Annotated in this window: 27 protein-coding genes; 18 read left to right on the top strand and 9 right to left on the bottom strand. The window is 61.1% G+C overall.

Features of this window, described 5'->3' with window-relative positions; genetic code table 11:
- Positions 1-25 precede the first annotated feature (25 nt).
- Positions 26-619, bottom strand: coding sequence for a LolA family protein (locus ACMA5I_RS01210; RefSeq protein WP_525884394.1), 594 nt, complete (start codon positions 617-619; stop codon positions 26-28).
- Between the two features lie 131 nt (positions 620-750).
- Between ACMA5I_RS01210 and ACMA5I_RS01205 the strand changes: the two genes are divergently transcribed.
- On the top strand, positions 751-1,671 hold the full coding sequence (locus ACMA5I_RS01205; RefSeq protein ID WP_525884393.1) for a hypothetical protein: 921 nt from the start codon (positions 751-753) through the stop codon (positions 1,669-1,671).
- A gap of 36 nt (positions 1,672-1,707) precedes the next feature.
- Here ACMA5I_RS01205 and ACMA5I_RS01200 read toward each other — a convergent pair whose 3' ends face one another.
- The 3 genes from ACMA5I_RS01200 to ACMA5I_RS01190 form a co-directional block, all read right to left on the bottom strand.
- Positions 1,708-4,296 carry a DNA translocase FtsK gene (locus ACMA5I_RS01200; RefSeq protein ID WP_525884392.1) on the bottom strand — a complete coding sequence of 863 codons (2,589 nt, stop codon included), beginning with the start codon at positions 4,294-4,296 and terminating at the stop codon, positions 1,708-1,710.
- A gap of 10 nt (positions 4,297-4,306) precedes the next feature.
- Positions 4,307-5,491 carry an aminotransferase class I/II-fold pyridoxal phosphate-dependent enzyme gene (locus ACMA5I_RS01195; protein WP_525884391.1) on the bottom strand — a complete coding sequence of 395 codons (1,185 nt, stop codon included), beginning with the start codon at positions 5,489-5,491 and terminating at the stop codon, positions 4,307-4,309.
- Positions 5,492-5,621: 130 nt separating this feature from the next.
- Complete coding sequence (locus tag ACMA5I_RS01190; protein ID WP_525884390.1) at positions 5,622-6,941, bottom strand: amidase; 1,320 nt, start codon at positions 6,939-6,941, stop codon at positions 5,622-5,624.
- Between the two features lie 118 nt (positions 6,942-7,059).
- Between ACMA5I_RS01190 and ACMA5I_RS01185 the strand changes: the two genes are divergently transcribed.
- Positions 7,060-8,283, top strand: a complete 1,224-nt coding sequence (locus ACMA5I_RS01185) for a UbiH/UbiF/VisC/COQ6 family ubiquinone biosynthesis hydroxylase (RefSeq protein ID WP_525884389.1) — start codon at positions 7,060-7,062, stop codon at positions 8,281-8,283.
- A 53-nt stretch (positions 8,284-8,336) separates the two neighbouring features.
- Here ACMA5I_RS01185 and ACMA5I_RS01180 read toward each other — a convergent pair whose 3' ends face one another.
- Positions 8,337-9,110: a GGDEF domain-containing protein gene (locus ACMA5I_RS01180; protein ID WP_525884388.1), complete on the bottom strand. Its 774-nt coding sequence runs from the start codon at positions 9,108-9,110 to the stop codon at positions 8,337-8,339.
- 299 nt (positions 9,111-9,409) lie between these two features.
- On the opposite strand from ACMA5I_RS01180, the gene purU reads away from it, so the two are divergent.
- Together purU and ACMA5I_RS01170 are read left to right on the top strand one after the other, a co-directional pair.
- A complete protein-coding gene (gene purU / locus ACMA5I_RS01175) occupies positions 9,410-10,282 on the top strand; it encodes a formyltetrahydrofolate deformylase (RefSeq protein ID WP_525884701.1) in 873 nt (290 codons plus the stop codon).
- Positions 10,283-10,399: 117 nt separating this feature from the next.
- Positions 10,400-11,341 (top strand): EamA family transporter, encoded by a 942-nt coding sequence (locus tag ACMA5I_RS01170; protein ID WP_525884387.1) that lies wholly within the window; start codon positions 10,400-10,402, stop codon positions 11,339-11,341.
- Positions 11,342-11,344: 3 nt separating this feature from the next.
- Here ACMA5I_RS01170 and ACMA5I_RS01165 read toward each other — a convergent pair whose 3' ends face one another.
- The gene (locus ACMA5I_RS01165) at positions 11,345-12,484 is read right to left on the bottom strand and encodes an AI-2E family transporter (protein ID WP_525884386.1); all 1,140 of its coding nucleotides are present in this window, start codon (positions 12,482-12,484) and stop codon (positions 11,345-11,347) included.
- Between the two features lie 140 nt (positions 12,485-12,624).
- Here ACMA5I_RS01165 and ACMA5I_RS01160 point away from each other — a divergent pair, with 140 nt between their 5' ends.
- On the top strand, positions 12,625-13,545 hold the full coding sequence (locus ACMA5I_RS01160; protein ID WP_525884385.1) for a zinc ABC transporter substrate-binding protein: 921 nt from the start codon (positions 12,625-12,627) through the stop codon (positions 13,543-13,545).
- Here ACMA5I_RS01160 and ACMA5I_RS01155 read toward each other — a convergent pair.
- Positions 13,542-13,958, bottom strand: a complete 417-nt coding sequence (locus ACMA5I_RS01155) for a universal stress protein (protein WP_525884384.1) — start codon at positions 13,956-13,958, stop codon at positions 13,542-13,544. The genes ACMA5I_RS01160 and ACMA5I_RS01155 overlap by 4 nt on opposite strands.
- 169 nt (positions 13,959-14,127) lie before the next feature.
- On the opposite strand from ACMA5I_RS01155, the gene ACMA5I_RS01150 reads away from it, so the two are divergent.
- The 6 genes from ACMA5I_RS01150 (at position 14,128) to ptsN (ending at position 17,854) form a co-directional block, all read left to right on the top strand.
- Positions 14,128-14,739, top strand: coding sequence for a ribonuclease D (locus tag ACMA5I_RS01150; protein ID WP_525884383.1), 612 nt, complete (start codon positions 14,128-14,130; stop codon positions 14,737-14,739).
- A gap of 2 nt (positions 14,740-14,741) precedes the next feature.
- Positions 14,742-15,374, top strand: a complete 633-nt coding sequence (locus ACMA5I_RS01145; RefSeq protein WP_525884382.1) for a hypothetical protein — start codon at positions 14,742-14,744, stop codon at positions 15,372-15,374.
- A complete protein-coding gene (lptA, locus tag ACMA5I_RS01140; RefSeq protein WP_525884381.1) occupies positions 15,374-15,841 on the top strand; it encodes a lipopolysaccharide transport periplasmic protein LptA in 468 nt (155 codons plus the stop codon). Before ACMA5I_RS01145 ends, lptA begins: the two co-directional genes overlap by 1 nt.
- Positions 15,838-16,584, top strand: coding sequence for an LPS export ABC transporter ATP-binding protein (lptB, locus tag ACMA5I_RS01135; protein WP_525884380.1), 747 nt, complete (start codon positions 15,838-15,840; stop codon positions 16,582-16,584). Before lptA ends, lptB begins: the two co-directional genes overlap by 4 nt.
- Positions 16,585-16,747: 163 nt before the next feature.
- On the top strand, positions 16,748-17,338 hold the full coding sequence (gene hpf / locus ACMA5I_RS01130; RefSeq protein WP_525884379.1) for a ribosome hibernation-promoting factor, HPF/YfiA family: 591 nt from the start codon (positions 16,748-16,750) through the stop codon (positions 17,336-17,338).
- Positions 17,339-17,389: 51 nt separating this feature from the next.
- Positions 17,390-17,854, top strand: a complete 465-nt coding sequence (gene ptsN, locus ACMA5I_RS01125) for a PTS IIA-like nitrogen regulatory protein PtsN (RefSeq protein WP_525884378.1) — start codon at positions 17,390-17,392, stop codon at positions 17,852-17,854.
- A 70-nt stretch (positions 17,855-17,924) separates the two neighbouring features.
- Here the strand turns inward: ptsN and ACMA5I_RS01120 are convergent, their stop codons facing one another.
- A complete protein-coding gene (locus ACMA5I_RS01120; RefSeq protein ID WP_525884377.1) occupies positions 17,925-18,947 on the bottom strand; it encodes an asparaginase in 1,023 nt (340 codons plus the stop codon).
- Positions 18,948-19,115: 168 nt separating this feature from the next.
- Between ACMA5I_RS01120 and ACMA5I_RS01115 the strand changes: the two genes are divergently transcribed.
- From ACMA5I_RS01115 to ACMA5I_RS01100, 4 genes are all read left to right on the top strand, one after another.
- Positions 19,116-19,616: an invasion associated locus B family protein gene (locus ACMA5I_RS01115; RefSeq protein WP_525884376.1), complete on the top strand. Its 501-nt coding sequence runs from the start codon at positions 19,116-19,118 to the stop codon at positions 19,614-19,616.
- A gap of 96 nt (positions 19,617-19,712) precedes the next feature.
- Positions 19,713-20,870, top strand: coding sequence for a dual-specificity RNA methyltransferase RlmN (gene rlmN, locus ACMA5I_RS01110; protein WP_525884700.1), 1,158 nt, complete (start codon positions 19,713-19,715; stop codon positions 20,868-20,870).
- Between the two features lie 79 nt (positions 20,871-20,949).
- Positions 20,950-21,492 carry a L,D-transpeptidase family protein gene (locus tag ACMA5I_RS01105; RefSeq protein ID WP_525884375.1) on the top strand — a complete coding sequence of 181 codons (543 nt, stop codon included), beginning with the start codon at positions 20,950-20,952 and terminating at the stop codon, positions 21,490-21,492.
- 29 nt (positions 21,493-21,521) lie between these two features.
- On the top strand, positions 21,522-21,911 hold the full coding sequence (locus tag ACMA5I_RS01100) for a RidA family protein (RefSeq protein WP_525884374.1): 390 nt from the start codon (positions 21,522-21,524) through the stop codon (positions 21,909-21,911).
- Positions 21,912-21,957: 46 nt separating this feature from the next.
- On the opposite strand, the gene dalA is transcribed toward ACMA5I_RS01100, so the two are convergent.
- Positions 21,958-22,569, bottom strand: a complete 612-nt coding sequence (gene dalA / locus ACMA5I_RS01095) for a divisome-associated lipoprotein DalA (protein ID WP_525884373.1) — start codon at positions 22,567-22,569, stop codon at positions 21,958-21,960.
- 143 nt (positions 22,570-22,712) lie between these two features.
- On the opposite strand from dalA, the gene ACMA5I_RS01090 reads away from it, so the two are divergent.
- The 3 genes from ACMA5I_RS01090 (at position 22,713) to ACMA5I_RS01080 (ending at position 24,907) form a co-directional block, all read left to right on the top strand.
- Entirely contained in the window at positions 22,713-23,348 is a 636-nt protein-coding gene (locus ACMA5I_RS01090; RefSeq protein WP_525884372.1) for a L,D-transpeptidase, read from the top strand.
- 151 nt (positions 23,349-23,499) lie between these two features.
- Positions 23,500-23,715: a hypothetical protein gene (locus ACMA5I_RS01085; RefSeq protein ID WP_525884371.1), complete on the top strand. Its 216-nt coding sequence runs from the start codon at positions 23,500-23,502 to the stop codon at positions 23,713-23,715.
- Between the two features lie 532 nt (positions 23,716-24,247).
- Positions 24,248-24,907 (top strand): PEP-CTERM sorting domain-containing protein, encoded by a 660-nt coding sequence (locus tag ACMA5I_RS01080; protein WP_525884370.1) that lies wholly within the window; start codon positions 24,248-24,250, stop codon positions 24,905-24,907.
- Positions 24,908-24,922: the final 15 nt, after the last annotated feature.

The following is a 24,922-nucleotide window of genomic DNA, read 5'->3' as shown; positions in this document are numbered from 1 at the left end:
CGCTATGGCCCGGCTTCATCTCTCGTTAACGGCGCTCTTCGAGCTCGATGTTGAATTTCACCGGCTCGATGGCGACCCCGGCATTCAGCTCATTCAGGATCACCGTGGTTTTCTGACCCTTGCCATCGGTCACGACCCACTGACGCAATTCGGCCGGGTCGGTGAACACCATCTCGATGGTGCCGCGCTCAGGGAAGCGCGGGTCCTGCGCCACCACATGGGTCGCGGTACCGTCGAAAAACGCCTGTTTCACAACGCCCGGACTGGTCAGGTTGGTGTTGGTCGAGAGCAGGATGTTCAGCGGCGTCTGGCTCAGCGGATAGCGCTGCGGCCCCCGGTTCGACTTGCCGTCAAACACCGCCACGTTGATCCCGTCGGCCAGCACCTTGTTGCCGCCGCCCGCATATTCAAAGCGGATCTTGCCAGGGCGCTGCATCCAGAAATTCCCCTGCGAAAGGCTCCCGCCCGGATTTTTCTGCACGAAACTGCCCGAAGCGGTGCGGAACTGGTTCAGATACTGGTTAATCTGAGCGATCGAAAGCTCCCCCGCCGAGGCTGGCAATGCCGGCGTCAGGAGGGGCAGGGCCGCAAGGCCCGCAAGAAGTGTGCGTCTGTTCATAAGGCTAATATAGGCGCTCCAAACGAGTCGTCACCCCAACTGATGATAACGGCCTATAAAGAAAGGGTGAAAGGACGGTGAGGATAGGGCAGAAAGTGGATTATGTAAGATCGAGATAACGGAGCCTTATGATGAATGATCTATTTGCACAACTCAAGGACAGTGCCCGTAGCTTCGTCATCGACAATCTGCCCTATAACCGAAGAAATCCCGCCTTAAGGACACAACTTTCACACATGTCCACGCATGAATTGCTCGTGACTTGGAATAATTGGGAATGGCGGCTGATAGCTAAAAGACCGAGAGAGGTCGTCGTTTCTCCAGAGTTTCGATCCAATCGCGTTCTCAAAGAAAGAGCGCGCGATATCATCTCGGTTGTACGAGACATTGAGTTAGGAAATGACCTTACGAAATATCTAAGTCGTGGTGTGAGGCATGGATATGTAGATGTCAGCCGCAAGAAAACGCATCAGAGACGCGACTTAGATTTAATGTTGAATGACTGGGGCGTTCATCATCTTCATATATCAACTGTGGTTCAAGACGATGGATTTGTTGAAAGAAGCGACGACATTATCTTCGCCATCTTCCGCCGCGATCACGTATTTCTTATTGATATCATGACACACAAAGATTGGGCTAAAGAGCACATTATGCGCGTCATTGTGCGAAACTGGCCTGAGATGGATTTTGTAAGAAAATTGAAGGGCGTGGTTGGCCTCAGCCGCTCAATTTCGGACGAAGAGCGACTCGCTCTCAGGAAAGTTCAGGCGAATACTCCAACTGAGATAGACGGGAAGGTTTACGCAGCTTCTGAAGGCATGGTCACATCAGGGCACAGTTTACGTCAGTCCCTGAGAGCTCATGATATGATCGAAAGCTATCAAGACTTCGCAAAACAATACGCATATGCGCCCGATGAGATCATAGACAATGTGAGAAAGCATGGTGTCGTTTGGCCCAACGCGCCAATCTTTCGTGCCGAGCTTGGACCAAACGCGTTCGGCGTCGTTGAGACGAAAACTCAAACGTTTTTCAATCTAGAACGGTAGCCTAACACCGCTCTAGATTTTTTTCGGTATCGAAGGTCAGTTCACCCCGCCCCGCTCTGGCACCAGAATCTCCCGTTTGCCGACGTGGTTCGCCGCTGAAACCACACCGTTTTCCTCCATTTGCTCCACGAGGCGGGCGGCTTTGTTGTAGCCGATGCCCAGTTTGCGCTGGATGTAGGAGGTGGAGCATTTGCGGTCCTGCAGGACGATTTGGACGGCCTGGTCGTATTGCGCGTCTTCGCCGTCGGTATTGCCGCCGAGGCCGAGGACGAGGTCGATGTCGCTGGCGGCGTCGTCATCGGGGCCGTCGAGGACGCCCGCCTCATACTCCGGCGCGCCTTTGGCCTTGAGATCATTGACGACTTTCTCGACTTCGGCATCGGACACGAACGGCCCGTGGACACGGGTGACGCGTCCACCGGAGGCCATGTAGAGCATGTCGCCCTGCCCCAGAAGTTGCTCGGCGCCCATTTCGCCAAGGATCGTGCGGCTGTCGATTTTCGACGTGACCTGGAAGGAAATTCGGGTCGGGAAGTTGGCCTTGATCGTCCCTGTAATCACATCGACCGAGGGGCGCTGCGTAGCCATGATGAGGTGGATGCCCGAGGCCCGCGCCATTTGTGCAAGGCGTTGAATACAAGCTTCGATTTCCTTGCCCGCGACCATCATGAGGTCGGCCATCTCGTCCACGATGACGACGATATAGGGCATCGCCTCGGGGGTGGTTTCCTCGGTCTCGAAGACGGGCTCGCCGGTGTCGTCGTCAAAGCCGGTCTGGATCGTGCGGGTGAAGTTTTCGCCCTTGGCAAGCGCTTCTTTCACGCGGGCGTTGTAGCCGTCGATATTGCGCACGCCCATGCGGGACATTTTGCGGTAGCGTTCCTCCATCTCCGCGACGGTCCATTTGAGGGCGACGACGGCCTTTTTCGGGTCCGTCACAACAGGGGAGAGGAGGTGCGGGATGCCGTCATAGACGGACAATTCCAGCATTTTCGGGTCGATCATGATCAGGCGGCATTCTTCCGGCGAGAGGCGGTAGAGCAGCGACAGGATCATGGTGTTGATGGCCACGGATTTGCCCGAGCCGGTGGTCCCGGCGATCAGCAGGTGTGGCATTTTCGCGAGGTTGGCGACGATGGGGGCGCCGCCGATATCCTTGCCGAGCGCCAGCGGGAGCGCGGCGCGCGGGTCTTCGAATTCGCGGGAATTGAAGATTTCGCGCAGGAGGACCATTTCGCGGTCGTCATTCGGAAGCTCGATCCCGATGACATTGCGGCCCGGCACGGTGGACACACGCGCGGTCACGGCGGACATGGAGCGGGCGATGTCGTCCGAGAGGCCGATCACGCGGGAGGCTTTGAGGCCGGGGGCGGGTTCGAGTTCGTAAAGGGTCACAACCGGGCCGGGGTGAGCCGAGCCGATATCGCCTTTGACGCCGTAATCATCGAGGACGCCTTCGAGGGCGCGGGCCTGCGATTCCAGTTCATCATCCGAGCGATGCGTGCGCTGGACGGTCGCCGGGTCACGCAGAAGCTCCTGATCGGGCAGCTCAAACGCGCCGTCGCGCACGGGTTTCGGCGCGGCGGGACGCGCGGGCGCCGACGGGCGCGGCGCGGGTGCAGTGTGGCGGTCGGGGGCCGGGGCGCTTGGCACTTCGGCGGCAGGGGTTGGCGTGACGGGCGCGGCCTCCGGGCGCTGCGGCGCACCCGAGCCCATCAGATCCTCGGTGGTGTCGCGCAGACGGCTGAACATGCCGCCCGATGCGGGCTGTGTCTGCGCCGGGGACGCTTCGGTATTGCCGGAGAGGCGCGAGAGGAAACCGGGCTTGGACGGGGCCGGTTCCGGCGCGCGCGCGGGCTGTGTGTCCGCTTTCGCGGCGCGCCCTTCGGCCATCGCGGCTTTGCGCTCGCGGGCGAGTTCCGCCGCTTTGCCGCCTGCAAGGCCGAGCATGTCCGCGATCCCGGCATAGAGCCATACGGCCCCCTCCCAGATCACGCTCCAGATGCTGCGGAGTTCGCGGCGGGTAAAGCCAAGCGCGTAGAGGCTGACGAGCGCCAAAGCGCCCGCGAGCAGCACCGCGACGACGCGCAGGCCGCCCATCGGGGGTAGCGGCAGCATGGTCACGAGCGGCGTCAGCAGCCAGTCGCCAAAGACGCCGCCAAGGCCGAAGTTATGCGGCCAGTCGGCGTGGATTTCATGGGTCGAGGCGTAGATTGAGGCCAGCGTCCACATCAGCGGGACGGTGATCAGCCGCGAGACGATGCGCTCCTCGCCCCGGTGGATGACGAGGCGGACGCCCCAGACGGCGAGCGCAATCGGCAGGGCGAGCGTGCCATAGCCGGTGAAGAACATGAACGGACCCGCCAGCGCCGCGCCGAGGCGGCCGAAGGTGTTCTGCGCCGGGTTGCTCGACGAGGAGAGGAAGCCGGGATCGTCCGCATGGTAGCTGGTGAAGATCAGCCAGAGGATCACGGCAAAGACGATCATGCCGATGCCGATCAACTCGGTGCCGCGCTGACGCAGCGCCTCCTCGTGATGCTCCTCGATGAGGCGGATCCGGTTCGGTTTCTTCTTTTTCGCGCTGGCCTTGGGTTTGGCGGCGCGGCGCTGTTTTTTCACGGCCATCATATCCCCGTCATCCTCGGTTTGTCAGTTCAGTTCGGATCGCGGTCAGACCGCGCGTAATTTCATCTTCTTCCGCCACGAGCGCGACGCGGATATAGCGCGCGCCGGGATCGGTGCCGCCGCTCTCGCGCGACAGATACGCGCCCGGCAGGACGCGCACACCGTGGTTTTTCCAGAGCCGGAGGGCGAAGTCTTCCCCGTCCCCCACATCGAGCCAGAGGAAAAATCCCGCTTCGGGGCTGGTATAGCCAGGCAGATTGCCCAGAATCTCGTCCGCAATCTCGTATTTGCCGACATAGCGGGCGCGGTTCTCGGTCACATGCTCCTCATCGGCCCAAAGCCGCGCCGCCGCCATTTGCAGCGGCAGCGGGAGCGGCGCGCCGCCGTAAGAGCGCAGCTTGCGGATCGCGGCGACGGATTTGACGCCGCCCGCCACGAAGCCCGACCGCAGACCTGGCGCGCTGGAGCGTTTGGAGAGCGAGTGGAAAATCAGCACGCGCTCAGGGTCCGCGCCGATTTGCGCCGCGGTTTCGAGCGCGCCCCGTGGCGGCTCCCCGCGGTAAATCTCGGAGTAGCATTCATCGGCAAAGAGCCGGAAATCATGCGCATCGGCCAGGGCGATCAGGTCGCGCCAATAGGTCCCCGTCGCAATCGCGCCCTGCGGGTTCGACGGCGCGCAGAGATAGGCGATGGCGGCGCGGTCGAGGATCTCTTTTGGCAAGGCGCTGTAATCCGGCAGGAACCCAGTTTCCGCCGTGGCGGGGACATAGACCGGCTCGGCCCCCGCTGCGAGGGTCGCCGCCGCGTAGCATTGATAAAACGGATTGGGGAGCAACACCGCCGGGCGCTGGCCGTTCTTCTGCTCCGGGCAAAGCGCGAGGCAAGCGTTGAACAGCCCCTCCCGCGTGCCGTTGAGCGCCATGATCCCCTCATGCGGAATATCGACACCATACCGCCATTTGAGCCAACCCTCTATGGCCGCAAGCAGTTCCGGCGCGCCGTCATTGGGGGGGTATTTGTTGAACCCATCGGCATGGCGATTGATCTCGTCGATCACGAAGGCCGGGAACGGATGTTTCGGCTCGCCAATCGACATATGCAGAACATCCCCACCCGGTTCATGCGGGTCGAGCAGAGCGCGCAGGCGTGGAAAGGCGTAATCCGGTAGGTCGGAAAACCGCTCAGGAAACTGCATCTTGGCCTCATAACGGGGCCTTTGCGGCCCTCTATGCGCATGATTCTAGCGATTTTAGAGGAGTCCGTCTAGTCAGACGGCAAGATTATATCGCGAAAAGGGATGGCCGCGCCTTTTGCCGTCGCGGCGATTACGGCCGCACCAGCTTTTCCATCGCCGCGCCGAGGCGCAGGAGTTGGGCGTCGCTGCCTGCCGGGCCGAGGAGCATGAGGCCGCAGGCTTTGCTGTCCGTCGGCAGCGTCAGCCCCGCCCCGCCCCAGAGATTGCCGATGCGGGTGTGGCTGAGGCAGCGCAGATTGACGGTTTTGAAGAACTCCTCGTCCTCCAGATCCGCGATTTTCGGCGGCAGGATCGGCGCGGTTGGCAGTAGGAGCCCGTCCGTTCCTGCGAGGCGGCGGGTGAGTTTGCGGCGTAGCTCAGTGAGGGTTTTCCAGTCCTCGTTGAACTCCTGAAGGGTCACATCCTTGCCGCCCCGGAAGCGCTTGAGCACCGGCGGGGCCATCAGGCAGGGCATCGCCTCGATCACCTCGCCCCATTGCGCATAGGCCTCGCCCGCGAAGAGGACGCGGGACATGGTGAGCATCAGGTCGATCTCGGGGAGCGTGTCCCGGCTCACCTTCGCGCCTGCGGATTTGAGCCGCTCGACGGCGGTTTCAAAGGCTTGGGCGATGGTGGGGTCGAGATCGCGCATTCCGGCTTCGGGGATCACGAAATGGCGGCCCTTGAGCGCCGCGCCCGCGAGATCCACGGGACCGCCACCGAGGGCGGTGTAGAGCAGCGCGGCGTCCTCGACCGAATGAGTGAGCGGGCCGACCGTGTCGAAACTTTTGCAGAGCGGCACCGCGCCGTCGGTGCTGATCCGGCCATGGGAGGTTTTGAGGCCGACGAGGTCATTCCACGCCGCAGGCACCCGGACGGACCCGCCGGTATCGCTGCCGATCCCCGCCGCCGCCAGCCCCATGGCCACGGAGACCGCCGCGCCGGAGCTGGACCCGCCCGGCACGCAGCCCGGCATGATCGCGTTTTGCGGGGTGCCGGTGATGGTGTTGAGGCCGAGGCCGGAGAAGGCCAGCTCGGTCATATGCGTCTTGCCGAGGCAGACCGCGCCATCTGCCGAGAGTTTCGCCAGAACCGCCGCATCCTTGCCTGGCACGCGGCCGCTGAGGAGCGCCGATCCGGCCTCCGTCGGGCGGTTGGCCATGTCGAAAAGGTCTTTCCAACTCAGCGGGATCCCGTCGAGCGGACCTTTGCGCGCCTCGTTCCGCGCCCTTTTGCGCGCGGCCATCGCCTCGGCAAAGGCGCGGCCCGGCGTCACACGAATATAGCCGGAGGTTTCTGCGGGCAGGCCCTCGATCTTGTCCAGAAGCTGTTCGGTGAGCGTCACCGGGTCGATATCGCCCGAGGCGATCTGGCGGGACAGGGTCGCAAGGCTCTGCGGCATTTTGGTCATGGGCACCTCCGCCGCGAAGTCTTGCAATGCAATCCTCTGTCCGTCCAGCTTTTTCCCCGAACATGCGCTTAACCATGCGCGGTTTTGCTGGACCTGATCCGGCGGCAGGTGTAGCCAAATGGGTATGGACAGCACTCTTCTCATCGTTGGCGGCGGTCTTTCGGGACCGGCCATGGCGCTCGCCGCGGCGGCGGGCAGATTGACCTCTCATGTGATCGACGCAGCCCCGGCGGCAACGCGCGCGGACCGGGATTTCGACGGGCGCGCCTATGCGATTTCGGCGGGCAGTCAGAAGATGCTCGCCGCGCTTGGCCTTTGGGACGCGCTGGAGCCGCACGCGCAGCCGATCCTCGACATCAAGGTGAGCGATGGCAAGCCGGGCGGCGGCGTTGCGCCGCTGACGCTGCATTTCGATCACAATGAGCTTGATGGCGGGCCGATGGGATGGCTGGTGGAAGGTCGCCATATCCGCGCGGTCCTGCGCGCCGCCTGTGAGGCCGAAGCGCGGATCACGCTCATGGATGAGACGCGCGTCACGGCGCAGCGGACGACGCCGGTGGCGGAGGTGGATCTCTCGAGCGGCGAGACCCTGCGCGGGCAACTGATTATCGGCGCGGATGGCCGGATGAGCGGGACGGCGACGCGCGCCGGGATCACGCGGCGCGGGCATGAGTATGGGCAAACCGGCCTCGTCTGCGCGCTGGCGCATGAGAAGCCGCATCAGGGCGTGGCGCATCAGATGTTCCTGCCCGAAGGCCCGCTGGCGATCCTGCCGCTCACCGAGAACCGCTCGTCGATCGTGTGGAGTTGCCGCGCGGATCATGCCGAGGCGGTGAACGGGCTGGACGATGCCAATTATCTCGCGCATCTGCGCCCGCGTTTCGGGGATTTTCTGGGGGAGATCACGCTGGCCGGGAAACGCTTTTCTTATCCGCTGAGTCTGAGCATCGCCCGCGACTTTACCGCGCCGCGTCTGGCGCTGATCGCCGATGCGGCCCATGGGGTGCATCCGCTGGCCGGTCAGGGCCTTAATCTCGGGTTTCGCGATATCGCGGCGCTCGCCGAAGTGCTGACCGATGCGGCGCGGCGCGGTGAGGATATCGGGGCGGCGACGGCGCTTGACCGCTATGCAAGCTGGCGGCGGGCCGACACGGCGCAATTGGTTTTGGCGACGGAAAGCATCAACCGGCTCTTTTCCAACGACAATGCGCTGCTACGCGCCGCGCGGGTGGTAGGACTTGGCGCGGTCAATGCGATCCCGCCGCTGCGGCGCGGCTTCATGCGCGAGGCCGCAGGGCTCACGGGGGATCTGCCGCGCCTGATGACCGGCGCACCGCTTTAAACTTTCAGGTTTTAATCTTAATCCGGGTATTAACCTTAACCCGGAAATTAACCTTAACCGTAGAGCCGGATCGGGCGACGGCGCTCAGTTTGGCTTGCGGACAAAGGGAAGGCGAAATCCGCCTCGGGCTGATCGCTGAGCGCGACGATGTTGACCGTATTTCGCCCGCGACCCTTGGCGCAGTAGAGCGCCTTGTCGGCCACGCGGAAGCAGACATTGAAGCTGCTCGGAATGTCCATATAGACGACGCCGATGGATGTGGTCGCAGTCAGGGTTTCTTCATCCTCGCCCGACGGGATGTGCAAATTCGCGATGTTGGAGCGCAGGCGCTCGGCGATGATCGCGGTCTGCTCCTGATCGATATCGGTGAGCAGAACGGCGAATTCCTCGCCCCCTACCCGGCCGATAATGTCGTTGCGACGGACGCAGAATTTCATCGCATCGGCAATGGCGACCAGAACCTTGTCGCCCACATCATGGCCGTAACGGTCGTTGATGGATTTGAAATAATCGGCATCGAGCAGCATGAGGGCGCAGTTGCCATCGGACTCATCCACCACCCGCGTCGCCTCAGAGACGAAACCGGCGCGGTTGTTGATATTGGTGAGGAAATCCGTGTGGCTGGCGCGCTGCAGGCGCAGATTGGCCTCCCGCAGCGAGGTGCCGACGCGCATTTCCATCATGCTGCCGGGGATGATGATCGACATCGCGACCACGGCGACGATGGCGGGCAAACGCCAGCCCACTTCTGCGGTGATCTGGGGAACGACGAGATAGCCGGCCATTTCGGCCATCAGAACGGCGATGGATGTTTCTGTTACGGACACCAGTGCCAGGGCGATGAAAAATCCCCACCTTGGATTGTCTGATATCAGTCTCAGAAGGTATTCGGTCATCCTACGCCCTCACGCTCCTAAAGAGCGTGACAATAATTCATTAACAAAAAGTAACCATCACTCCGTGGCGCGGAGCGTTAAGTCACGGCTAACAATGGTTACTATATAAGCGACACATTGGAAAACGAGAAGAATCTTCCGCGGAATTTAATTTTAATCCTACGTAACGAAATTTCCGCTTGTTGCGGAAGCCCTTTCTTCGCATTAAGGCAGCCGGAAAAAGGGAGAGCATTGTGGCCGGAAAATCCATCCTGACGCTGACCTGTGACGACCAGCCGGGCATTGTTTCGGCGGTCTCCGAAGGGCTGTTTCGCCATGGCGGAAACATTCTCGAAAGCGCGCAGTTTTTTGGCGAAGAGCATGATAAGGGTCCGGAAACAGGGCGATTTTTCATGCGGGTGGTGTTCTCTCATCCCGAGGCGTTGGACCCCGATACCCTGCGCGCCACTATCAATGAGCGCCTGCCTGTGAAGGATGCCAGCATCCAGATTATCGACGCGGAGTATCGGCCGAAAATTCTCATCATGGTGAGCCGCGTGGACCACTGTTACGAGGATCTTCTCTATCGCGTGAAGATCGGCACGCTCAAGGCGGATGTTGTCGGAATCGTGTCGAATCACGACCGCTGGGCCGAAGATGCGGCGCGCCGTGGAATTCCGTTCCACCACCTTCCCGTCACACCGGAGACCAAGAAAGAGCAGGAAGCCGCGCTCGATAAAATCATCGAAGAGAGCGGCGCAGATCTCGTTATTCTTGCGCGTTACATGCAGGTGCTGACGGATGCGTTCTCCAACCGGCATTTCGGGCGGATCATCAACATTCACCACAGCTTCCTGCCCGCCTTCAAAGGCGCGCATCCTTACCGCCAGGCGTGGCAACGCGGCGTGAAGCTGATCGGCGCGACGGCGCATTATGTAACGCCCGATCTTGATGAGGGGCCGATTATCGTGCAGGATGCGGAGCCCGTGACCCATGTGATGGGCGAGGCGGACTACGTCGCCACGGGCCGCGATATCGAGTCGCGCGTGCTGGCGCGGGCCGTGCGGGCGCATCTGGAGCAGCGGGTGTTCCTCCATGGCAGCCGGACGGTCGTTTTTGCCTGACCCTAGGTGACGGGTGTTTTCGCGTAACCCAAGGTTAATGCCTTGAGTCGCTGATCGGGATATGCAAGCCATACGCCAAGGGCCGGAAATCGCCGGTCTTTTCGTCTGGAGACCCCGATGCAGCGCAATTCGCCCCTTGCTGGCATACTCGTCGCCCTCTGCGGCTTCGCCGTGTTTGCGACCCATGACGCGATCATCAAGCATCTCGGGGCGAGCTATTCGGTTTTCCAGATCATCTTCTTCGCGGGCCTCTTCGCGCTCATCCCGATGACCTTCATCATGGGGGCGGACCGGCGCGAGGACACGTTCCGGCCCAACAACCCGCTTTGGGTCGCCGGACGCGTGGTCAGCGGCCTCATCGCCATGGCGAGCGCCTTTTACGCTTTCTCCGTCCTGCCGATGACGGAGGTCTATGCGATCCTCTTTACCACGCCGCTGCTGGTGACGGCGCTCTCGGTGCCGATCCTGGGCGAGACCGTCGGCAAATGGCGCTGGATGGCGGTGGTGATGGGCCTGATCGGGGTGGTTGTGGTGCTGCGTCCGGGCAGTTCGGACCTCACGTTTGGCCATGCCACCGCGCTGATCGGGGCGCTCGCCAATGCATTCAGCGCGCTGATTACCAGGAAGATCGGGCCGCAAGAGCGCCCGGTGGTGATGGTGCTGTTCCCCATGCTCGGCACGCTGATTGTCATGGCCTGCCTGCAACCCGCCGTGTATCAGCCCCCGACCCTCACCGCGCTGGCGTTGATGGCGGTGGTGGGGCTTTTCTCCGTGACAGGTCAGCTCGCGTCGGTCTTTGCCTATAGCCGCGCGCCCGCCGCGATGATCGCGCCGCTGCAATACAGCCAGATCATTTGGGCAACCATCTTTGGCTTGCTCTTTTTTGACGAAACACCGGACAAATGGGTGGCCATCGGCACGGCGATCATTATCGCGAGCGGCCTCTTTGCCCTCTTCCGCGAGCGGGTTGGCATCAGCCGGGTGAAGCCGGTGAGCCAGAGCCGCAATATGCGGAGTTTCTCCGGCCCGGCTTTCTTCCGCTATAACCGCGACAAGTAACGTCTAGCTGCGATCCGTATCGCTGCGGGCGCGCTCGGCGTCTTCCTCCACCACCGAAGGGTCTTCGGCGGAGAGGAAATTGCCGACATGCTCCAGCCCCGGAATGTGATCACAGAGCACCCGGATCACCACGAGCAGCGGCACAGCCATAACCATGCCCATGACCGACCAGAGCCACGCCCAGAAGGCGACGGCGACGAAGACCACAACCGTGTTGAGCCGCAGGCGGCGGGAGACGAAATAGGGCGTGATCAGCTGGCCCTCGACGGCGGTGAGGGTCAGATAGGTCAGCATCACGCCGAAGATCGGGGCCCAGCCGGGGAAGGTCACGAGGGCGATGAACCCCGCGAAGGCGACCCCGGCGATGGCGCCGAGATAGGGGATGAAGTTGAAGAGGAACGCCACGGCGGCGAAGAGCAGCGGCGAGGGCATCCCCCACCACCACATCGCAAGGCCGACGCAGACACCGAGCGCGAAGTTGATAAGTGTGATCGTGCCGAGATAGCTGCCGAGCGAGGTTTCGATCTCGCGGACCACCGCATAGGCGCGGCGCTTGTCGCGCAGGGTCGAGAAGCTGGCGATGATCTTGCGGTAGAAGAGATCCCCCGCCGCGATCAGGAAGAAGAGCAGGACAAGCATAAAGACCGCCTGCCCCATGATGCCGGGCGCGGTGCCGGTGAAGGTCTCGATCAGGCCCTCGCCGGATTCCGCCTGAATGGTTTCCTCGCCGCCATTGGTCGCCTCTTCGATCTGCTCCGCCGTGCGCTGGATCTCCTCGAAGGAGCCGCGCATGTCCGCGAACCGGCGCTCGATCTGCTCCACCATGGTTGGCACATCGTCGATGAGATCGGCAATCGGCACGGAGAGCGCGCCGAAAAGCCCCATCAAGGCGCCCATAAAGGCCACTGTGATCACAGCCGCCGAAATCCCGCTCGGGATGCCGCGCCGGCTCATGAAACGGCGCACCGGGGTAAAGACGAGGGAGAGCAGGAGGGCCATCGTCACCGGGATCATGAAGGCAGCCGCGTATGCGAAGCTGCCCAGAAGCATGATGGTGAAGATGCCCACAACGGGCCAACTGGCGAGAGGGCGACGGCGCGGCGGGTCTTGCACCTCGACCTCGGGCGGGGTTGAACTGGTCATGAAGCCTCTTGAAGCGTCAGAAGGGTTTGAAATAGCTACTTTTCGCGACCTTAACGTAAATGTCCGGAAGCGTCCCGTAAAATCCTATTGATCTAGTATAATGTTATAGCATAACAGTTGCGCCGTAAATGGAGATGTTCATGAAGTTTTTTGCCTGTCTCGCGGCGCTGAGTCTCGCTGCACCTGCCCTCGCCGCTCCCAAGGTTGTGACCGATATTGCGCCGGTGCATGGGCTGGTGTCGCAGGTGATGGAGGGGGTCAGGACGCCGGAGTTGTTGCTGCCGCCCGGCACTTCGCCCCATGGTTTTGCGCTGCGCCCGTCTCAGGCGGCGGCGCTTCAGGCGGCGGATGCGGTGATCTGGATCGGGCCGAACCTGTCGCCCTGGCTTGATGAGGCGATGGAGAGCCTGAACACTGACGCGTCCATCGCGCTCGCCGATGCGCCCGGAACGGTGCATCTGCCCGCCCGCCACAACGCGGCCTTTGGTGGGGCGCATGATCACGGCCATGACCATGATGACGAGGTGCATGATGCGCATCACGGCGATGATCCGCATCTCTGGCTCGACCCGGAAAACGCGATGGGTTGGGTGGATGTGATCGCCGCGGCCTTGGCGGAGGCGGACCCGGAGAATGCCGAAGCTTACCAAGCGAATGCAGCGGAAGCGCAGGCGGATTTGCGCGCGCTGTCAGATCAGATCACGGCGGACCTGACCCCGCTCCATGGCGCGTCTTTCATCGTGTTTCATGATGCTTATCAATATTTTGAGCAGCATTTCGACATGCCCGCCCTCGGCGCCATCGCCATGAGCGACGGTCAGCGCCCGAGCGCGCGGCAGATCGCGTCGCTCCGCGAGCGCGTGCGGGAGGCTGGGGCCGTTTGCGTCTTCCAGGAGCCGCAGCACAATCCCGGACTGGTCGAAACCGTGGTGGAGGGCACCGGGGCGAAGATCGGCACGCTCGACCCTATCGGCGCGGATCACGAGCCGGGGCCGGAGTTCTACGCTGCCCTTCTGACCGGGCTGGCCAAAGGGTTCACGGACTGCCTGAGCGCCGATTAACTGCGCACCAGAAACACCGAACACGGCGCATGGCTGGCGATATAACCGCCATTGGAGGAGAAGAAAAACTCCAGAAAACCGGGGACATGGCTCGCCATCACCACCAAATCGCAGTCCGATTTGCGGATATAGTCGAGCAGGTCGCGATCCAGATCCGCGCGCAGATCATGAGACGCAACGATTGCGGCTTCCGCCGGGTGGCCGTGCTTGCGCCCTTCCTCCTCGGCCAGCGCGTCGAGCGCCGAACGGTATTCCTCCAGATTATGCGCCACACGGCTCGGCGTGGTGCCGGTCACGCCCACATAGGTCACTTTCGCGCCATTATGCTTGGCCAGACGCGCCGCGACGTCGAGCGCATCCTGAAGGCTGTCGCGATGTGACAGATCGACCGGGACGACGATGGATTGATACATTTTCTCCCCCTTTCAGCGTCCAGAAGAGGTGAGGACTTGCCTCTCCCTCCTGTATATATAAAGCAAACTGACAGGGTTTTTGGGGCTTAGCGAAAGTTTTAAGAAGAAAAGCGCCGCTTGCGCCGCCACCAGCGACACCCTAGCTAACGAAGGACAGACGGAGAGACACATGGCCAACCATCTTTACAGGGGCGATTTGCCCGACGGGCTCGACCTTGGATCGAGTGTCGCGATTGATTGTGAGACCATGGGCCTCCATCCGCACCGCGACCGGCTCTGTGTCGTCCAGCTTTCCAATGGCGATGGCGACGCGCATCTGGTGCAGATCGCGAAAGGCCAGACCTCCGCGCCCAATCTCGAAAAGCTGCTGACGGACCCGAATGTGCTGAAGCTGTTCCATTTCGGGCGCTTCGATATTGCGGTGATGTATCACACCTTTGGCGCGCTGGCAGCGCCGGTCTATTGCACCAAGATCGCGTCGAAACTGGTGCGCACCTATACGGATCGGCATGGGCTGAAATATCTCTTGGGTGAGTTGGTGGGTGTCGATATTTCCAAGCAGCAACAGTCGAGTGACTGGGGTGCAGAGGAGCTGACCACCGCGCAGATGGATTACGCCGCTTCGGACGTGCTGTATCTGCACCGCCTGAAAGACGAGCTTGACCAGCGGCTTGCCCGCGAGGGCCGCGATGAGCTGGCCCAGAAATGTTTCGACTTCCTGCCCACCCGCGCCCGGCTCGATCTCGCTGGCTGGCCCGAGGTGGATATTTTCGCGCATTGATCATGTCGGGGATCGGGCACAGCAAACTGGTGGCGATGGCCAAGCGGATCCTTCCGCTGATCGCTCTCGGCTTGCTGGCGACCCTGTTCTTGATGCGCGGCGAGCGGGAGTTGGAGAATGAACTGACCTTCTCCGACGAGGAGGTCGAGGCCGCGGGCGACGGCATAGCCATCACCGGCCCGTCCATCTCGGGCGAGTCGCAGGACGGAGTTCTCTTCGATTTCCGCGCCTCCGAAGTCCGGCCCGGCGGCACGAGCGATGTGAGCCAGACCGGCATGTCGTCCGGGGACAGCGCGACGGTGAGCAATTTCATCGGCACGCTCGATCAGCCGGGCGGTCAGGGCCTGCGCATGGAAGCGATCGCGGCGGAACTGGCCGAGGGCGGCACCATCGTGCGGCTGCCCCAAAGTGTGAATATCTCCACGACGGACGGGTTTGATCTCAACGCGGACACCGCGATTGCCAATGCCAATGAGGGCTCCGTCTCGCTCTCCGGCACCGTCGAGGCGGCGGGTCCGATGGGCCGCATCCGCGCCGATAATGCCGAGATCAAACATGACGGCACATCCATGACTGTGACCTTTCGCGACCGTGTGCGTCTCGTCTATGATCCTGCAAAACCCGGAGTCGAATAATGCGCCTGTCCGCCCCTTTCCTTGTGAGTCTCGCCCTGCCGCTCGCCGCTCTGGCGCAAGGCGCGGCCTTTAGCGGGCTGCAATTCGAAAGCTCCGATCCCATTGAAATCACAGCCGATCAGCTCACGGTCGATCAGGCGACCGGCGAAGCGGCGTTTGAGGGCAATGTCATCGCGGCGCAAGGGCCGCTGCGTCTTGGCGCGGGCCGTCTGAGCGCGAATTATGACGGCGAGGAAGTGCGCGAGATCACGGCGACGGGTCAGGTGACACTCACCAATGGCGAGTTGGCGGCGGAGGCCGCGCAAGCGGTCTACAATGTGCCGGGTGCGGAGGTCGTGATGACCGGCGACGTGCTGGTCACGCAGCAAGGCAACGCACTGGCGGGCGAGCGGCTGGTGATTGATCTGGAACGCGGCACCGCGCAGATGGATGGCCGGGTCCGCTCCGTGCTGACACCAAACCAATGAGCCTTGATGCCCATACCGGCGCGGGCGGGCTGCGGGTGCGGCACCTCTCGAAAGGCTACCGCAAAAAGCCGGTCCTGCGCGATGTCTCGCTGGAGTTAAGCCGGGGCGAAGTGGTCGCGCTGCTCGGGCCGAACGGCGCGGGCAAAACCACCTGTTTCTATGCGGTTGCCGGGCTTGTTCCGGCGGATTCCGGCGAGGTCATGATCGACGGCGAGGATGCGACGCATCTGCCCATGTATCGCCGCGCCGGTCTCGGGCTTGGCTATCTGCCGCAGGAGGCCAGCATCTTTCGCGGCCTCTCGGTGGAGGACAATATCCGCGCCGTTCTGGAGCTTCACGAACCGAACCCGGCCAAGCGCCGCGCGCGTCTCGAAGAGCTGCTTGGCGAGTTTTCCCTAACCCATCTGCGCCGCGCGCCCGCTATCGCGCTATCGGGCGGGGAGCGCCGCCGCGCGGAGATCGCGCGCTGCCTCGCCGCCGATCCGCGCTACGTTTTGCTCGATGAGCCCTTCGCCGGGGTGGACCCGATTGCGGTCGGCGATATTCGCGCGTTGGTGGCCCAACTCAAGACCCGCGATATTGGCGTTTTGATCACCGATCACAATGTCCGCGAGACCCTCTCCATCGTTGATCGCGCTTACATTTTGCATGACGGCGCGGTGCTGATGAGCGGCACGCCGGATGAGGTGATCGGCCATGATCAGGTGCGCCGAGTCTATCTCGGCGACAGCTTCCATATCTGAACAGGACTCTTGCCTGAATGCTTGGCGCCGTCATATGCTGATGGGAGGGAGGCTTCTATCACAATGATTAATTTGACGTTTCATTAACAAATTCAATGAACCGTAGGGAGCAGGCCCGATATACCAAAAGAGCCCCAGACACAGAAAAAGGAGGCCCCATAAAATGCGCATTCAGGTCAGTGGAAAACAACTCGACACGGGCGAAGCCCTTCAAACGCATGTCGAAGATCGTCTTCTCGAAACGTTGGACAAATATTCCCAGCGTCCCACGGAAGCCGTTGTGACCTTCTCGAAAGATGCCCATGAGTTGGTCTGCGATTCTTCGGTCCATCTCTCTTCGGGACTGACTGTGCAGGCCAAGGGCCGCGCCAATGAGATCTATGAAAGTTTCGAGGAAGCCCTTGAACGCATGGACAAACAGATGCGCCGCCACCGCCGGCGCCTGAAGGACCATAACAAGACGCGGAAATCTCCGGTTGAAGTTGAGGGCGCATCGTCCTATGTCCTCGCTGCCTATCCAGATGACTCGGATCTCGAGGGCGCCGTCAACGGTGACGACACCCTTCAGCCGATGATCGTCGCCGAGATGGAAACCAAGGTGAAAACGCTGAGCGTTGGCGAAGCGGTCATGGAGATGGAGCTTTCGGCGGCCCCGATGTTGGTCTTCCGCAACAGTTCACATGGCGGGGTAAATGTGATTTATACCCGCGACGACGGAAATATCGGCTGGATCGACCCAAGAAAGCTGGGATGATCGCCGCATTGAGATGAGCAGGGGCCGCCTTCGCGGCCCGGAAAGGACTTCATGGAAATGTCCAAAATCCTGGCGTCACAAGCTGTGGTGCCAGGCCTGAACGTATCCAGCAAGAAACGGCTGTTTCTCGAAATTGCTGAGCTCGCAGAGCGTATCTATGGCCTTGACGAAAAGAAGGTTTTCGAGGCCCTGAAAGCGCGCGAAGAGCTTGGCCCGACGGGGATGGGGCGCGGTGTTGCGATCCCTCATGCGCGTCTTGATGAGCTTGACGAGGTGGTGGGGATTTTCATCACGCTCGAAAAGGCTGTCGATTTCGATGCGGTTGACCGCAAGCCCGTGACCTTGGTCTTTGTCCTGCTCGCCCCGACCGAATCGGGTGCGGAACATCTCAAGGCGCTCGCCCGCGTCTCGCGCCTTCTGCGCGACGAAAATATGTGCAAGAAGCTGCGCGCCAATGACGACGCGTCGACGCTTTATGCGGTTTTGACGGAGCAGGAGAAAAGCAAGGCTGCTTGATCCGCTCCCGCAGACATGAAAAAGCCGCGCCCGATCTTTGGCGCGGCTTTTTATATTTTATGGCACAGGTTTAGAGAAGCGCCTTGCCGTCTTCCCAAAGCGTCGCACTCGGGCGGGTCTCGCCGACCGCGAGGCTGCGCCTGTTGAGCAGCACCGGCGTCATGTAATCCTTGATCCGCGGATCCTCGGCCTCGGCCACCCCCAGACGGGTGAGCAGAGTCGCAATCGCTGCTTCCGCACCGCGCAAATTGCCGTCCGCAACCTTGAGCGCGACGCCGATGCCGAGATCCGGGATCGCCGCCGTGTAGACGCCCTCCGCGCCGAATTTCACCGCCGCGCGGCCGCCCGTCGCCTCCATCATCCGCGTGTCCGATGCGGTTTCGCCCCGCACCATCACCGGGTTCTCCCGCATTGCGTCGATGAGCCGGGTCGCCGCCTTCGCCCGTGTCTCGCCCAGCCCCTGCGGCGCGGCCATTTTCGCCATCGCCTTGGCCAGACCCGCGACCGAAATCGCGAAGGTCGGCGCAGAGCAGCCGTCGATCCCCATGGCTTTCGCGTCCTCGCCGGACATCTCTTCCAGCGCCGCAAGCACCTGTTTTTGCAGGGGATGCGACGGGTCGATATAGTCGTCGAGGCTCGCGCCCATATGTTTGCTCGCCGTCAGATAGCCCATATGCTTGCCCGAACAGGTGTTGTGCATCTGGCAGGCCGGACCGCCATCGCAAAGGATCGCGTGACGCGCCGCCTCGTCGAACGGGACTTGCGGGCCGCAGCGCAGATCGTCGTCGCCGAGACCAAGCGCCGCGAGCCATTCGCTGACCATCGTCGTATGCTCTTTCGCCCCGTCATGGGACGCGCAAGCGAGCGCCAGTTGCGCGGGCGTAAGACCCATGGCATCCGCCGCGCCGCTTTCCACCAGCGGCAGTTGGTGAAGCATCTTGGCCGAGGAGCGCGGATAGATGATATGGCCCGGATCACCCCAGCTTGCGACCACCTCGCCATCCGGCTTTGCGACCACCGCCCAGCCATCATGTTGCGACTCCAGAAGATCGCCGCGCCAGATTTCCGCCAGCGTCACCGCACCTTGTGCCATAGCCTGCTCCTTTTGATCTCTCGTCATCCATGTCCCGCATGCACATTTCCGTCAAGGGGGCTGGAAAAATCCTCCCGGATTAGGCTAAAGTATCTGTCGAGCAGGTGCCAAGCGCGCCAGTGGAAACCCCGGGATAACGGGGCCTGAACAAAACGAGGCGAAATGCAGATGAAATCTTTTGTGAAATCCACCGTAATTGCGCTTGGCCTGATGACGCCTGCGCTGGCCATGGCTGCAAGTGAGGAGCATGGCGACTGGATGATGTATGCCGAGGACGGGCTGTGCTGGGCCGTCTCCATGCCGACCACCTGGAAAGCCGAGCGCGGCGGTCAGACGGTCGATGCAAGCCGCGGCGAGATCCGCCTGATGGTCACCTTCCGCCCGTCGGACAATGTGAAGGGCGAAGTCAGCTACAATGTCGGCTACCCGCTCCGTCAGGACAGCGAAGTCACCGCGACGATCGGCAGCACCGATGTGAAACTCTACACCGATGGCGAATGGGCATGGCCCTACAGCCCGTCGGAGGACACCAAGCTGGTGTCGGCGCTGAAGCGCGGCTCTTCGGCCAGCTTCATCGGCACCTCCTCGCGCGGGACCCAAACCACCGACACGATTTCGCTGAACGGCTCGATGGCTGCGATCAACGCGGCGGAAGAGGCCTGCTACTAAGGCGCTCTGGCCAAAGCACCGCAAAATTGCTATATGATGCAGAACCCGCCCGTAAAACGGCGGGTTTTGATATTGGATGACCCCATGGATAGAGACATGACCGCCACCGCGCCGATTACGCAGGATCTCGTGACCATTCCCCGCAAGGACGCGGAGGGATTGCCGAATCTGATTGGGCTGAGCCGTGCGGCTCTTGGCGATGCGCTGCGCGAGATTGGCATCCCGGAGAAGCAGGTGAAGATGCGCACCGGGCAGATCTGGTCCTGGGTCTATTTCCACGGGGTGAAAAGCTTTGACGAGATGACCAATCTCTCCAAGGCCATTCGCGCCGATCTCGCCGAACGCTATGCGCTCCGCCGCCCGGAGATCGTGACCCGGCAAATCTCCGAGGATGGCACGCGCAAATATCTGCTGCGTATCGCCGGCGGGCATGAGGTCGAGACGGTCTATATCCCGGAATCGGATCGCGGCACGCTTTGCATTTCCAGCCAGGTCGGCTGCACGCTGAATTGCTCCTTCTGCCACACCGGGACGCAGCGGCTCGTGCGTAACCTCACCGTGGACGAGATCGTCGGCCAGATCATGGTGGCCCGCGAGGATCTGGGGGACTGGGCGACCGGCCCCGAAGAGCGCCGCAAGATTTCGAACGTGGTTCTGATGGGCATGGGCGAGCCGCTCTACAACACCGACAATGTCCGCGACGCGATGAAGATCGCGATGGATGGCGAGGGCATTTCGCTGTCGCGCCGCCGCATCACCCTTTCGACCAGCGGGATCGTTCCGGAGATCGCCCGTGTGGGGGAGGAAATCGGCTGTCTGCTCGCGATCTCCTTCCACGCGACCACCGATGAGGTGCGCGACAAGCTGGTGCCGATCAACAAGAAATATAATATCGAGACGCTGCTTCAGGCCTGCCGCGATTATCCGACCCTGTCGAATTCCGAGCGGATCACCTTTGAATATGTGATGCTGAAAGGCGTCAATGACAGCGACGCGGATGCGCGCCGTCTGGTCAAGCTGATCTCCGGCATTCCCGCCAAGATCAACCTGATCCCCTTCAATCCATGGCCGGGCGCGCCCTATGAGCGCTCCGATGATGACCGGATCGAGACCTTCGCCAATATCGTGAATCGCGCGGGTTACGCCTCGCCCGTGCGCACGCCGCGCGGCGAGGACATCATGGCCGCTTGCGGTCAGCTCAAGAGCGCCACGGAGAAACAGCGCAAGTCTGCCCTGAAAAAAGCGCCCGCTTAAGAGGATAGAAAGCCTCTCTCTGTTTTGCTATAAATACGGCAAAACAAGCCGGAACCGGCGCATTAAAAATGAGGCAGCTATGCGTGTATATTCACTTGTCGCGGCAGGTTTGCTCATGCTTCTCGCCGCTTGCGGTGGTGGCAAGAACGAGCAGTCCTTCCCGCAAAATCCCTATTTCTCTCCTAAAGCGCTCCCCTATTCGGGGCCCGAGGTCGATCATGTCATCATCATGAAGGGCTCGCGCAAAATGTTTTTGATGAGCGGCGCGACGACGCTCGGCACCTATGCGATTGACTTGGGCTTCGCGCCGGATGGCGACAAGGTCTATGAGGGCGACGGGAAAACCCCCGAGGGCCGCTTCTTCGTGGATCGCAAGAACCCCAACAGCACCTTCTATCTCTCCATCGGCATCAACTATCCGCAGCCCGAGGACATCGCGATTGCCAAGGCGATGGGGAAAAGTCCGGGCGGCGATATTTTCATCCATGGCGGCCCGCGCCCCGGCATCGACGATGACGGACCGGACTGGACGGCGGGCTGTATTTCCATCTCCGACGCGGAGATTTCGCAAATCTACAACATGGTCCCGATCGGCACCCCGGTCACGATCCTTCCCGACTAAAAGGAGGCGGCCTGCGCGCCGCTTTTTTCATGAGCGCCAAACACATCCCGATCAACGCCGCCAACGCGCCGCAAAGCGCGGGCGGCTATGCGCAAGCGGTTCTGACGGAGAATGCGCAACGCATCCTGCATATCAGCGGGCAGATTCCGGTCGATTTGGAGGGCAACACCCCGCCCGATTTCGCAGATCAAGCCCGGCTCGCCTGGGCCAATGTGATCGCACAATTGGAGGCGGCGGAGATGGGTCTCACCAATCTCGTCTCGCACCGAACCTATCTGGCGGACCGCCGCTATCGCGAGGCGAACAGCGCCGTGCGGCAAGAGGTGCTTGGCGACCATCAGGCTGCGCTGACGGTGATTATCGCGGATATCTATGATCCGGCATGGCTTCTCGAAATCGAGGCCGTCGCCATCGCATGAAAAAAGGCGCCGCGAAGGGCGCCTTTCTTGCCTGTAAACCGCTGGCTTAGTTGACAACGGTCTCAATCGGCTGCGGGTCCATGCTCTCGGTCGAGAAGGTGCCATCCGGCCCCTGCACGGTCGAAGCGATCAGACGCTGACGCGAGTCGCCCAGAAGCTGCACCCACCAGAGCTTGCCATCCGGGTCCTGCACATAAGCGAGGCCCAAATCGGTTGCGGACGGGTCGACCATCGCTTGGCGCGTGTTCTCTTCAGATACCCAAGTTTTCATGACCTGGAACTCGCCCTCGTAGGCTTCGGCGATGTTTTCCTGCACAACGCGCGCAGTGTAACCGGCACGGTTCGCACGCTGCTGCGGCGACGCCCCGTCAGAACCGAAATGCCAGGCGCGCTTTTGCACGGACATATCGCGCGCATGGGTCAGCGCGGCAGCGTTCAGGCTCGCATTGAGCTGAAGCGGCGACAGACCGCTTTGCGCCCGCAGCGCGTTCACGGCGTCGAGGTGACGGTATTGAATATCGGCTTCGGAGCCCGCCGGAATTTGCGAACCATTAAACCCAAGACCTTGTCCCGGCTGGACAGGCGCAGCGGTCGGTCCCGTGCTGCAGGCAGCAAGCGCGGCTGCGGCAACCCCGGCAAGAATAATTTTTTTGAACATCAGTGTCCCTTTCGCTTTTCGCTGCTTATGCTTTATCTGGAGTTAGGAATACATTCAAACCCTTGTGAGCGGTCGTCACACAGGCCTTTGCAAAATCCTAACACCCTATTATATATTGCGACAAACATTTTTGAGGGCATGTTATGACCAAAAAGACACCACTGCTGAACCGTCGTGCATTTACAACTTCGGCCCTGACCATCGGTGCCACCGGCCTGATCGCGCCCAAAGCGTTCGCTCAGGTGCGTTCGGCCGTCACTGGCCAGACCACGGCAGATCTTGAGAATCGCCCGATGGCGGATGGTGGCACCAGCGGCCACAACATCTCGAATTTCCGCTCGCGGAACTGGCGGGATCACTATGACAGCCTCGGCGTCGGCGTGATCGTTGAGGACACGCAAGCCCGCGCCCTGCACTTCTGGAGCGGTGATGGCCAGACCTATCGCGTATACCCGACCTCTGTTCCGATGACAGAGGATCTGACCAAGCGCGGCCGCACCGAGATCGTGCGTAAGAAAGTCGGGCCGGACTGGGCGCCCACCCCGTCGATGATCAAGCGCGATCCGTCCCTGCCCCGTTATGTCGGTCCGGGCGATCCGCTGAACCCGCTCGGCACCCATGCGATGTATCTGAGCTGGACCTACTACCTGATCCACGGCACGCAGGACACGCGCAAAATCGGGCGCCGCGCCTCTTCGGGCTGCTTCGGCCTCTATAACGAGCACATCCAGGAGCTGTTCGGCATGGCGCAAGTCGGCACCAAGGTGCATGTGATTTAAGCAAATATCACATCTGCGCAAGAATTTACGGGGCGAGATAGAGATATCTTGCCCCGTTTTTCGTTTTGACGGAAAATACCGCCCGCAGGCTAATTAAGGCGCGGCGGGGAGAAGCCTGTCCCACTCACAATCGTGCCATGAGGAGAGCAAAATGAAAAAGCTTACAGCCATGACGGCTGCGCTCGCATTGAGCGCGTCTGTTGCGACTGCCGGCCAGCTGAGTGGCCCGGCGGCAGACGCAAACGTCGTCTACACCCCGGAAGTGCAGGAACCCTACGGCCAGAGCGGCTCGAACTGGACAAGCTGGCTCGTGCCGGTTGGTGCGGTTCTGCTGGTTGGCGCACTGGTCGCTGCAGCTTCGGACTAAACTAAACTATTTCATGCGACACTAAAGCGCGGCTTCGGTCGCGCTTTTTCATTGAAAAACGCGAATCATTCGATGTGTGATTCGACATAAATCAGTCCGATGAGCGGATATGTCGCGAAGTTACGTTACGTCACTTTTACGTACCGTCACGTTTTTAACGCTGCGATTTGGCCCCAATCACCGTGGCCGCCCATTGTCGGAAACACGCATCAGGATCACGGCACCCAACGTTTTAAGCACTTTCTCGCCAAAACGCGGAAAACACCAAAATGTTACAAAAGACATATTACAAAGGATGAATCGGTTCCATTCCGCGTTCGAAACGCGCAAATCTTTTGCTGGATAAAGAAAAAACTGCTATGTGAAGTAGATCACATTAGCGAATTCTTAACGTGGCTATTTTTGAGGCATCCTGAGGGACGTCTTCAGGACAATTCTCGGTGGATTTTAATCAGTTCTTAAGTTATGGTCCTCGGGTAGCACCGCCTCAATCTGGGGCTACTTCGAAATTAATTCGGGTGAGAGATACACTATGAAACATATGAACAAGTTCGCTGCTGGTGCAGCAGCTGCCGTTGCGCTCAGCGTGGCAGCACAAGCTTCGGCGGCAGTTTATGCAACCAACGTGGAAGCTGTGGATCTCGGTTATGTCACCGACGCAACCCGCACCGACGCAAACAACGCGCTCGGCGCACCGGACGACAAGTTCCTGTCGCTCGGCGTTGCGAAAAACGGCATGGCGAACGGCGCTGTTGTGCTGAGCTTCGACAACCAGATGTTCGACACGGGCACCGTGTACGAAGTGACTTTCAACTGTAACGATGTTGGTGCCGATGGTTGTGCCGACTATTCCGAGCATGCGAACGTCTATTTCGGCAACGATCCGTTCGAGTGGGATGGTACCGCAGGGACCCTGGGTGATTACCTCGCAAATAACTTCAGCCTCGCTGGCGTGGTCGGCAATGCTGATGCACAGGGCGGCGTGAGCGTCACCCGCATCGACGGTCCGTTCAAGTATATCGGCATCGTGAACAACACGATCGGTGGCGATGCTTACTTCGGCCCGAATGCAGATGGCTTCGACGTGAACGCTGTCAGCATCTCGCCGGTTCCGGTTCCGGCAGCGCTTCCGCTGCTCGGCCTCGGCATCCTCGGCCTTGGCATGGTGTCGCGCCGTCGTCGCGACGCGTAAGCGATAGCCAATCCA

The sequence above is a fragment of the Jujubicoccus corallicola genome, from assembly GCF_047345645.1.
Classification (GTDB): Bacteria; Pseudomonadota; Alphaproteobacteria; order Rhodobacterales; family Rhodobacteraceae; genus JBLEFH01.
Note: the sequence above shows the minus strand (reverse complement) of the source record. Positions and strands in the feature narration are given on the sequence as shown.